The following is a 1,607-nucleotide window of genomic DNA, read 5'->3' on the forward strand; positions in this document are numbered from 1 at the left end:
CGGAACGTGTCAATGAATTTGAAACACCTTGGTTAAATCGGTGAGAGTCTAAATCTCGGTATCAGGCAGCTTTTTTCTCCGTGAATGGCGGGTTGATCCAGGCGGCTGTCGGCAGCTTTTGCGGTTGCGGCGGTCGGTTTTTGAAGCGGTTCGGTGTGCGCCGGAAGGCGCAGTCCAACGTGGATTGTCGTTGCTTGCGTACTTCAGCGGCGCGGCCGGTGTGGACGCTCTCCGGCGTCATCATGCCGATGCCGGAATGGCGGTGCTGCTGGTTGTACCAGGCGAAGAACGTTGCGCAGTGGGCGCGCGCGTCGGCCAGCGAGCCGAAGCGAGATGGGAAGCCAGGCTGGTATTTCAGGGTCTTGAACTGCGCCTCCGAGTATGGGTTATCGTCCGAGATATAGGGTCGGCTGTGCGATTTGGTAATCCCCAGATCGACTAGCAGCATCGCCACCGGCTTGGAACGCATGCTGCTGCCCCGGTCGGCATGCAAGGTCAACGTACCGGGCGCAATGCTTTCTTTTGCGGCGCTATCGGCGATGAGTTGTTCAGCCAGTTCGGCGGTCTCTTGCTCGGCCACCATCCAGCCAACGACGTAGCGGCTGAAGATGTCGAGGATGACGTAGAGATGGAAGCAGGTGCCCCTGACTGGGCCTTTGAGTTTGGTGATGTCCCAGCTCCACACCTGGTTCGGTGTCACGGCCAGTAATTCCGGCTTGGCGTACTCCGGGTGCCGCAGTTGGTTGCGGCGTTCGCGCACGGCGGCGCAGCCTTGCAGCAGGCGGTACATGGTGCGCACCGAGGCCAGATAGCGGCCTTCGTCGAGCAACTGGGCGTGAATGGCCGCCGGCGCGCAATTGGCGAAGCGCGGACTGTTGAGCACATCGAGCACGACGCGCCGCTCATGCTGCGACAGCGCCAGCGGCGGGCGCCTTGCCGGTGCTACGGCGAGCGGCGACGGCAACAGGCAGACACGGCGCATAGCGCGGTCGCGATACAGCGCGCTACGGGGCAGGTGTAAGGCACGGCAGGCGGCGGCTACGCCAACCTTGTCAGCCAGGCTGATGGCAGCGCTCATCACTTCGGCTCGCCGGGCGTGTCGGCAGTGCTCAGCCCCAGCAGGATGGAAAGTTTTTTTTGGACGTCAATGATCAGGTCGGCCTTGGCCAACTTGTCGCGCAGGCGCTCAACTTCGTTCTCCAGGTCAAGCACCCGGCGGTCTTGGGCTACGGCCGGATCAACTTTCGGACCGCGCTTGCGTTCGATGAGCTGCGCCTCGCCGCCGAGTTGGCGTTGCTTGCGCCAAGTGGCGAGGTGCGACGAGTAGATGCCTTCCCGACGTAGCAGCGCGCCGATGTCGCCCGGTGCCACGCATGCGTCGGCAGCAGTCAGAATGCGCAGCTTCTCCGCCTTGGAGAAAGTGCGCCGTTTGGCAGTAGGAACAACCTCGGGATCGGGGCGCGGCACCTCGGCTGGCAACGAGCCGGTTGCGATATCAGGGTCTGCTGGAGTGCTAATTTGTTGCTTTCGGTTGTGCATGTTGGGAACCTACCGTTGTACTCTAAATTAATCGGGTAGGTGTCTCAAGTTATATTGGCACAGGGGGT

At 61.7% G+C, this 1,607-nt stretch carries 1 protein-coding gene; it reads right to left on the reverse strand.

What is annotated here, in order from left to right; genetic code table 11:
* Positions 1-61: 61 nt before the first annotated feature.
* Positions 62-1,494 (reverse strand): IS3 family transposase gene (locus tag KHU29_RS21995; protein ID WP_343216091.1). Its coding sequence is split into 2 segments (ribosomal slippage): positions 62-1,111 and positions 1,114-1,494, totalling 1,431 coding nucleotides; the frame shifts between segments, so codons are not numbered across the junction.
* Positions 1,495-1,607: the final 113 nt, after the last annotated feature.

Source organism: Collimonas antrihumi, from assembly GCF_018304965.1.
Classification (GTDB): domain Bacteria; phylum Pseudomonadota; class Gammaproteobacteria; order Burkholderiales; family Burkholderiaceae_D; genus Collimonas; species Collimonas antrihumi.